Origin of the sequence: Xanthomonas sp. GPE 39, from assembly GCF_000963005.1 — a bacterium.
In the GTDB taxonomy this organism is placed as follows: domain Bacteria; phylum Pseudomonadota; class Gammaproteobacteria; order Xanthomonadales; family Xanthomonadaceae; genus Xanthomonas_A.
Window position 1 is genome coordinate 1,128,088 of sequence record NZ_JZHZ01000007.1, and the last position, 9,272, is coordinate 1,137,359.

Genomic DNA, 9,272 nt, shown 5'->3' on the forward strand with positions numbered 1-9,272 from the left:
GCGAGGGGCAGGGGCGAATTGGGTGTGCCAAGTGCTCACCGCCCGCGCATGTTGTCGTGAGGCGGTTGCGGCCGTTTCAAGCGCAGTCGGGCAGGGGCAGCGGCGTTTGCGCCGTTGCCAGTGCGTGTAGCCGGTCGCGCACGAAGCGCGCAAAGCGTGCGATACCCTCGACGATCGCTTCCGTCGCCACATGACTGTAGGCAAGCCGCACGTGTTGGCGCCAGCCACCGTCGATGGCGAAGAAACACAAGGGCATCACTAGGACGCCGTAGTCGCGTGCGCAACGCGCGGCTTCCTCTTCGGCGAACACGAACGGGAGCGAGACGATCAGGAAGAATCCGCCGGACGGTACATTCCACTGCACATCCGCTGCCAGCGTGCCAAGTTCTTTGCTCAGGCACTCCAGCATGCGGTCGCGATTACGCCGGTACTGCGCGCGTGGGGCCTGGATCAACGCCTCCAGGCTGCCGCCGTGTTCGAGCAAGACACCGCCGACAATGGCTTGGGCGATTTGACCGGTGTTCAGTGTGCCGAAACTTTTCCGCTGCGTCAGCGCCTGCTGCAAGGCATCTGCGGCGCAGGCATCGCCGAATAACGTCGGTGGCAGGACCGCGAAGCCCACGCGCAGTCCGGGACATAAGGTCTTGGAATAGGTGCCCAGGTAGATCACACAGCCGTGGCGGTCCAGTGCGCGCATGGTGGGCAGGCGTTCGGCCTCGAACGCGAACAGTCCGTAGGGGTTGTCCTCCAGGATCACGACGCCGCGTGCCGCGCACAAGGCAATGATCGCTTCGCGTTGCGTGCGCGCCAGGACGCTGCCGGTGGGGTTGTCGAAATCCGGGACCAGGTAGAGCAGGCGTGCGCGTTGTCCGGCGGCTTCCAGTGCGTCGAGCGTTTCGGCCAATGCGCCGACATCGGCGCGGTCGCCACGGTTGAATGCGGTGATCGGGATCCGCTGGCTATCGGCGACGCCGGTAATGCCGATATAGGTCGGGTTGCGCACCAGCACGACATCGCCTGGCTCCCGGCACAGCTCGGTGACGCACAACTGCAGCGCTTCCTGGCAGCCGGCGGTGACCAACAGACGTTCGCTGCTGGCCGGTACGCCCTCGTCGATGGCCAGTTGCGCGACGATCAGGTCGTTCACGATGCCCTGGGTCGCGCCGTACTGTGCGATCGTATCCAGCGATTGGGAGGGCGTCAGCCGATGCCGTCGAGCGAGGTGGTCGGCAAAGCGCGGCAGCGCCTGCATCCATGCCTGCAGATCGAAAAAGTCGTTGCTCGGGCGCCCGGAGACAAAGGAAATCGCATCGGGATGGCGCGAGGCGATTTCATTCAGAAAATTCATGACCTCCAGGCGATTGCCGCCAGTGGCATGGGCGGCAGTGGGGCTGTGCATGGACAGGCTCCGGCGTGGACGTGGATCGATCAATAGGCGCCGCTGCGTTCTAGTTGCGCGAAGAGTTCGGCGACGGAAGACTCCTGGAAGCCGGCTTCGCCATTGCGTTCGATGAATTCGAAGCTCAGTCCGGTGGCCGCGTCGCGGCTGGAAAATGCCTGGCGCAATCCATCGCCCTGGATCACATCGGTGTCGAAGCGCAAGCCGCGCCCACGCAGACGCTGTACAGCGGCGTGCGTATTGTCCACGCGCAAGGCGATGTGGGCCACGCCCACGCCATGATGTTCGATCAGGCGCGAGACCTGAGACTGCGGTTCCGTGCCTTGACACAGGACGAAGGTGATCGCGCCATGTTGCATTTCCGCCGAGAGCATGCCGGTACGTTGCCCGGTGATGTGGCGGCGCTTGGTCAAGGTGAAGCCAAGTTGGTCGCGAAACAGCGCGATGGCCGCTTCAAGGTCCTGTACGGCAAGCGCGATGTGATCGATCGTGTGGTACTGCAACGCGCTTTCGGGGGATCTGCCAGTATCGGCCATGGAGTGCTCCGTTCGTTGTCGCAAGGTGTGCCGATAATCGATGTCATGCCGTGCGCGAGATTCATCTGTCTGTGCGGCGAGACCGTCGGCCAACGTGTGTTCACTGAATGAGTGGCATGGCAACTTGGGATGCGGCAGACGTTCTGCGCGGTTCGCATCTAACGGGAAGTTGCGCATGCCCGGTCAGGCTACGCTGCCAATGCGAAGCTGCGATGACAATTTCGCCTGCAGATTTGTGGATGCGTGCGCGGCCGTCATTTTCGGATAGGCAGGGCCGGCACTGCTTGCTGCGCGGCAACCTCAGGTGCTGGAGACCGCGTGCGTGTTCGTCGCCGACGATCTGCGTCCATGCGTCGCGGCAGCCAGTGGGGCGTGCGTTCGCCTGTTCGATTTTTGCGCTGTCTCGATGTCGGAGAGCGGTTGTTTCAGTTTGCCCTGCGTCTTCATGTCAGCCGTGGCGCGGTTTGTTGCAATGCCGCCAGGCGCAGTCGGGAAGGGGGGGGCATGTGGCAACGTTTAAAATCAATTTTATTTACATGAAACTTATGTTTAAGAAATGAATTTTGTGTTTCGATACAATTCTCTTGTGCGAGATTTGTCATAAGAGGGACGCAATTTCTGCATAGCATGCGCCGCCCAGAAACTGACTTCTGAGGCCGGATGAGATGGCTAAGATATGCCGAGTGCAGCGAGAGTCTCCTCGTGATGTGGTGGAAGCACGGGTTGCTCCCGTGTCCAGCGTCTTCGATGCATTTTTTACTTCGCAAGTGCATCCTGGCGAGCGCGTGCCGCGCTGGCTCGATTGGATGGCGCGTTCGATCGGCGTGGATCGGCCTGGCATACGGGCGCGGCGCAAATTCTCTTTTTCGCCTGTGCAACCGGTGTTCGACGGGTGTATCAACCAGCTACGCCTTGGAGATGTGCATCTTGCCAAGGTGTTGGCGACAGGACATGAATTCCATCTGACTCTGGCCGACAACGACGATGAGCGGCCGCGCATCCTGGTGGCGCTGCAGCAAAAGGGCGCGAGCCGGATGGTGTGCGATGGCGTCTCGACCGCACTGCGCGCCGGCGAGCTGGCCGTGTTGCAGATCGATCGGCAGTTTTGTTTCGCCAGTGAGGCCAGTGTCGAAAATTACTTCATTTGGTTTGCGCAGCCGCGGCGCGCGATGAAGCTGGTCAATGAGGTCGCATCGCAGCGGCTGTGCGGACCGGCGCCGATGCAGCGGCTGGCATGCAGTCTGATCGAGCGTTTGTTCAGCGAGCCGGGGCTGTGCAATTCCGACAGCGAGCACTTCCTCGCGCAAGCCCTGACCAATTTGCTTGAACTGACGTTCAAAGAGTCCAGCGACGTGCAGCCACCGTTGGAACCCAACCGGCCGTCGCGGGAGATGGTGGTGCAGTTCGTCGAACGCAATTTGCGCGACCCGGAGCTTTCCCCGGAGAGCATCGCGCGTGCGCTGGGCTGGAGCAAACGCACGGTCTATCGCGCATTCAAGAGCAGCGACGGCGAGAGTCTGAACAGTTATTTGTGGCGACGACGGGTCGAACAGTGCGCGCAAGAGTTGCGTGGGCCAGGCAACCAGAGCATTACCGGGATTGCCTATTCTTTCGGCTTCAGTAGCTCTCCGCATTTCAGTCGCTTGTTCAAGCAGCACATGGGCGCCTCGCCGTTGCGGTATCGTCGCGGCGATCATTGAGTCCGCGCGGGGCGCCGATGGCAACGGCGCTGGTGCCGTGTTGCCTTGGACGCAAGGCGTGCGCTTGCGGTTTTCGCACGCTCAGGTTCCGAATGCCACGTGTCACCGCGCCTGCCCGCCATTGTCGAGGGAGGCGTCTGCCTCCTGCTTCGCGCGGTCACGCTCCTGCGCTGTGCCGGGCGAAGCCGATGCGTCGTCCCGGTAACCCGAAACGTGCGATTACCTGCCGACTGCTGCAGCAGGCAGGGCGGAGGCGGTTGTGGCGGTCGCTGCATCGCGCACGTTGGACATCCACCACTCGGCCAAGGTCTGACTCTGCGGTTTGGCAAGCACGGTCATGTGATTGCCGGGGCCGTGCCAGGGGCGTAGATCGGCGGCATGGGGGGTCCAGGCTTCGCTCAGTCCCTGATACGTGTCGGCCAGTTGCGTTTTTTCGTGCAGGGCGTTGTCGACAAGGACCAGATGCAACGTGCCTGGATAGGGCTTGGCCGGCGTGTAGGTGGTTCGGCAGCACTGGGCGAACGTGGTCAGGCTGCCGCGGATCGCCTCGCTGCGCGAGCGTGGCGGCATCAGTCCGTGTTCCACCATGACCCGATGCACCGATTGAATCAACGCATCCTGGCCGAGACGATGCAGCGCCTGGCGGTCGATGTTCAGTGGCGTGCGTACACGCATCTGCAATGCGTCGAGGAAATAGTCCACGATGATGTCGCGCTTGCAGTCGTGCGGTGCCAGCGCGCGATGTGGAGGACGGGTGTCGATCAGGGTCAGGCTGGCGGGCGGGCGGCCGAGGGCATGCAGGCGTAATGCCATCTCCAGCACCACCCAGCCGCCGAACGAATGACCGATCAGATGCAGGGCAGCGGCATTGTTGGCGTTGCTGGGCAAGGCATCGAGATAGTGTTGTGCGGCAAGTTCCACCGAACCGAACGGCGGGCCACTGCCGTCGGTGCCACGCGGTTGCATGCCGATCACATGGCAGCTCTGTCCCAGCGCGGTGCTCAGGTCGACGAAGCCTGTCATGCTGTCGCCCGCACCCGGCACACAGACGACCACGGGCGCGGTCGGGCGCGCCGATTGCAGCGTGAATGCGGGTTCGTAAGCCGATGCCGCAACCGTGGACCCGCACGCGCAGAGCGCGCTCGACAGACACCGACCCAGGCGCGGTAGATGTTCGGCTTCGATCAGCGTGCCATGATGGCCGGGGACGGCCACCGATTGCACCTGGCGTGCCGGCAACAGCCGTGTCCAGCCGAGCGTCGTGTCCTCGGGGAACGGCTCGGACGCATGGAATACCGTCAGTGGGCAGTGCGCGGCAAGCCGTTGTACCCAATACGTGGGCCACATCCTTTCGAATGTTGCACGCATCCGGCTGGTGTGGAAGATCTGCTCCACGCTGGTCTGCGCGCGCGCGGCCAGATCGTTCAACAGCCGATCCGCGTGGGCATACGCGGCCAGCGCTTGTGACGATGCCTGTTCTGCTTTCGCAACCAGCTCGTCGAGCGCCGCCTGGGTGGCAGCGTCGTGGTCCGCCGGTGTGCGCTGCAGTAGCAGTTTCATGCGTGCGAGCAGGTGCTGTTTGCACGTCTCATCCAACGTCATGGGATCCGGCGCGCGGTCAGGGCAGTGGCAATCGAGCAGGCCCAGGAAGGCCACCGACTCGTTGTGTATGCCCAAGTGCTGGGCGATGGCATAGGCGAGCAAGCCGCCGGAGGAGTCGCCGAACAGGTGATACGGGCCATGTGGCTGCACTGCGCGGATCGTTTCGACCATCTGTGCGGCCAGCGTTTCCATCATGGTCGGTAACGGGTCTGGCCAGGGCAGGGCATAGACCGGGATGTCCGCTTCGAGATGTTCTGCCAGCGCGAAGGCGTAGGCGATATCTCCGGCGCCGGTCGGCACTACGAACAGCGGCGGACGTGTCCCGTGGGCGCGGACGACGAGCGCATGGCTGTCCCGTGCGTTGGGGCCGCCGAGCTGCGGATCGGCCTGCTGGCGTGATGTGGGATGTGCGGGCATGTGATGGAAAACGTGGTGGGCGATGGGCAGTTCAGCGGCAACCATAGCGCTGTCGGCGAATGTTCGCCAAGTTAGAAGAAGCGGTGCCAGCGACGCTTCGCACGTAGACCCATTGCGTGCGATGCACCGAAAGCGCAGTGTGAGTGCGCTTTTTCTCCGTTGCCGCGCGGGTGCGCTTGACTCGATGTGACACGCACTTGCCTGGCATGGGATCCAGGTCAGACAAGTGCGTGTCCGGGTCTTCGGGATCAGTCGTAGTAACGGCTACGGTCCACCAATGCGGCGATCGGGGCGCTGGAAGCGACGTGGCTGTCGGCCATTGCCGCAGCCATGCGCGCGAGCGTGGGCTCGGCGAACAAACGCGACAGCGGCAGTCGGCGTTCGAGCTTTGCCTGAATGCGCGTGGTCAGTTGCACCGCCAGTAACGAATGGCCGCCGATGTCGAAGAAGTTGTCGTGTCGGTTGACACTGCCGACGCCGAGCAATTCGCACCAGATCTGCGCCAGTGCACATTCGCTCTCGCCCTGTGGCGGCTCGACCTCGGCGATGCCACGCTGGGCGTCGTCGGGGGCAGGCAGCGCACGCACATCCACCTTGCCGTTGGCGGTCAGTGGCCAGGCCTGCATGTCCACGTAGGCGTCTGGCAGCATGTACTCGGGCAAGCTGGCGGCCAAGTGGCGACGCAGTGCGCTCGGCTCCGGTGCCGATACGGCATCGGTCCCGATCACATAGGCCACCAGACGACGTTGCCCCGGCATGTCCTCGCGCACGCGCACCAGCGCTTGACTGATCTGCCGATGGCGCTGCAACGCCGCCTCGATCTCGCCCGGTTCCAGCCGGAACCCGCGGATCTTGCTTTGCGCATCACCTCGGCCCAGGCATTCGAGCAGGCCGTCGGCACGCCAGCGGCCGAGGTCGCCGGTCCGGTACATGCGCGCTCCCGGTTCTTCGCTGAAGGGATCGGGGACGAAGTGGTCGGCGGTCAACCCTGGTTGACCCAAATAACCCAGCGCCAGGCCCAGGCCGGCGATATGCAGTTCGCCCTGCATCCCCACCGGCACGGCCTGACGATGGCGGTCCAGGACATGTACGCGCAGATTGCCGATCGGTTTGCCGATGGGAATGCGCCGGCCATCGTCCGCCACGTCGCTCAACGCCATGGCGGTGACGAACTGCGTGGTTTCGGTCGGGCCATAGGTCTGCAGCAAGGTCTGTGGCGGGTTGTTGTGTAGCAGCATGGCGAGCGCCTGCGGATCGGCGATGTCGCCACCGGTAATCAGATAGCGCAAGGTCGGCAGTGCGCGTGCCAGTTCGCTCGCATAGGCACGCAGCACACCGGCGACCAGGATCAGTACGGTGATGGCGTGATCGCGGGCGAAGTCTGCCAGTACGCTCGGGTCGAGCATCACCTCCTGCGGCACGACCACCACGCTGCCGCCGCTCAACAACGGCGCCCACACTTCCAGCGTGCTGGAGTCGAACGCCGGGTTGGACGCGAATGCGAAACGGTCCTGCGCCTGCCAATGGGCGTAGTCCGGAGCATGCACCAGGTTGAGGACGGCCTGATGCGGGATGACCACGCCTTTGGGCGTGCCGCTGGAACCGGAGGTGTACATGACATACGCCGGTGCGCGGGCTGGCAGTGGCGGCGCGGCGAATGGCATCACCGCGATCATGTCCAGCGTGATCGGCAGACAGGGGACGTTCGCCCATGGCGGTGCCTCGCCGGGCGCATGCACGATGGCACGCGCCTGGCAGGCATCGACCAACTGAGCGTGTCGGGCCGCCGGTTGCTGCGGATCCAACGGCACATACGCCGCGCCCGCCTTGAGGATGCCCAGTTGCGCGGCGACCAGTGCGGCACTGCGCGGCAGCAGCGTCGCCACGCATGTGCCAGGGGCCACGCCAGCCTGCACCAGGTGCTGCGCGATCCGGTCGCTGTGCGCGTCCAGTTCGGCGTAACACAGGTGCTGCGTGCCGTCGATGACGGCGATCGCGTCCGGTGTGCGGCGGGCTTGCGCCTGGAACGCATGGTGCAGCGTCGTCGGTGCCTGCAATAGGGCGGTGGTGCGGTTCCATTGCTGCAACGCGTGCCATTGCCTCGCATCCACGAGCGGGTGTCGGTCCACCGCCAGCGTCGGTGCATCGACCAGTGCGGCCAGCAGGCGTGCGTAATGCGCGAGATACCCCTGCATGGTGTTGCGATCGAACAGCGCCGTGGCGTAACGCAGCACGCCGCCGATCCTCGATGGCGCAATCTGCATGTCCAGCGACAGATCGAATTGAGCGACCCGATGCTCGTTCGGGTAGGCGCACAGTTGCAATCCCGGCAGGTCGAGTGCGCGCGACGGCGTGGTATCGGAGGAGAACATCGCTTGGCACAACGGTGCATGCGCCAGGCTGCGCGCCGGGCCTACCGCTTCGATGATGCGTTCGTATGGGATGCTTTCGTTGGCTTGCGCCGCCACCAGGTTGCGCTGCACCTGCTCCAGCAATGCAATGAAGCTGGGCCGAGCCGACAGGTCGATGCGCAGCGGCAAGGTGTTGACGAAGAAGCCGATCAGCGGTTCCAGTTCGCTGTGGCGACGGCCGGCCGACGGTGTGCCGATCACCACATCGGTTTGGCCGCTGTAGCGCGTCAACAACACCGCCCACGCTGCCAGCAGCAGCGCGAAGCTCGTGGTGCCTTGCTCCAGCGCCAATGCCTGCAGGCGCATGCTCAGGTCTGCGTCCAGCACCAGTTCCACATCGTCGCCTGCGGTGTCCTGTACCGGCGGGCGTGGCCGGTCCGTCGGCAATTCCAGCAGCGCCGGAGCATCGCGCAACTGATCGCACCAGTAACCCAATTGGCGCTGTTGCTGCTGGTCATCGATCCAGCGACGTTGCCAGGCGGCGTAGTCCGCGTATTGGATCGGCAATGGCGGCAACGGATCGGGCGCATCGCTGACGAACGCGGTATACAAGGCGCCCAGTTCCTCGATCAGGACGCCGATGGACCATCCGTCTGAGATGATGTGATGCATGCTGAGCAGCAATACATGCTCATGTTCGGCCAGGCGCAGCAGACGGCCACGGATCAGTGGCCCGTTGGCGAGGTCGAAGCCGGTGCTGGCTTCGGCGAGGGCATGTGCACGCGCGGCGGCCTCCGTGTCCGCTTCGTCGCTCACGTCGATCAACGGCAGCGCCAATGCAAATGGCGCTGCGACGATCTGACAGGGAACGTCGTCCACGCTCGAAAAATGTGTACGCAAGGCATCGTGGCGGGCGACGATGCGATCCAATGCGCGGCGCAACGCCGTGACATCCAGCGTACCGCTCAGGCGCACGCCGTCATGCATCAGATACGTGGTGCCGGTGCGTGGATCGAGTTGGTTCAAGAACCACAGCCGTTGCTGCGCGAAGGACAGCGGTAGCGGCGCATGACGATCTGCCGGCACGATGGCGGGCAGGGTGCTGGTGGCCGTGTTGTCCAGAGCTTGGGCCAACTCGCGCAGACGTGGTTGCGCGAACAGCGTCGCCAGCGGCAGTTCCAATCCCAGCGTGCTACGAATGCGCGAGATCAGGCGCACCCCCAGCAGCGAGTGCCCACCGAGGGCGAAGAAGCTGTCGTGGCGGCCG

General features: G+C 64.0%; 5 protein-coding genes. 1 reads left to right on the forward strand and 4 read right to left on the reverse strand.

Annotated elements, in window-relative coordinates; translation table 11 throughout:
* Nucleotides 1-76: 76 nt before the first annotated feature.
* Nucleotides 77-1,399, reverse strand: a complete 1,323-nt coding sequence (locus tag XALGPE39_RS04805; RefSeq protein ID WP_045728967.1) for a PLP-dependent aminotransferase family protein — start codon at nt 1,397-1,399, stop codon at nt 77-79.
* A gap of 29 nt (nt 1,400-1,428) precedes the next feature.
* Nucleotides 1,429-1,935, reverse strand: coding sequence for a VOC family protein (locus XALGPE39_RS04810; protein WP_045728968.1), 507 nt, complete (start codon nt 1,933-1,935; stop codon nt 1,429-1,431).
* A gap of 731 nt (nt 1,936-2,666) precedes the next feature.
* Here XALGPE39_RS04810 and XALGPE39_RS04815 point away from each other — a divergent pair.
* Nucleotides 2,667-3,635 (forward strand): helix-turn-helix domain-containing protein, encoded by a 969-nt coding sequence (locus tag XALGPE39_RS04815; RefSeq protein ID WP_235429746.1) that lies wholly within the window; start codon nt 2,667-2,669, stop codon nt 3,633-3,635.
* 219 nt (nt 3,636-3,854) lie between these two features.
* Here the strand turns inward: XALGPE39_RS04815 and XALGPE39_RS04820 are convergent, their stop codons facing one another.
* Together XALGPE39_RS04820 and XALGPE39_RS15925 are read right to left on the reverse strand one after the other, a co-directional pair.
* Nucleotides 3,855-5,654 (reverse strand): alpha/beta fold hydrolase, encoded by a 1,800-nt coding sequence (locus tag XALGPE39_RS04820; protein WP_161795317.1) that lies wholly within the window; start codon nt 5,652-5,654, stop codon nt 3,855-3,857.
* A gap of 248 nt (nt 5,655-5,902) precedes the next feature.
* The coding region (locus tag XALGPE39_RS15925; RefSeq protein ID WP_161795318.1) for a non-ribosomal peptide synthetase at nt 5,903-9,272 on the reverse strand (3,370 nt) is incomplete at its 5' end.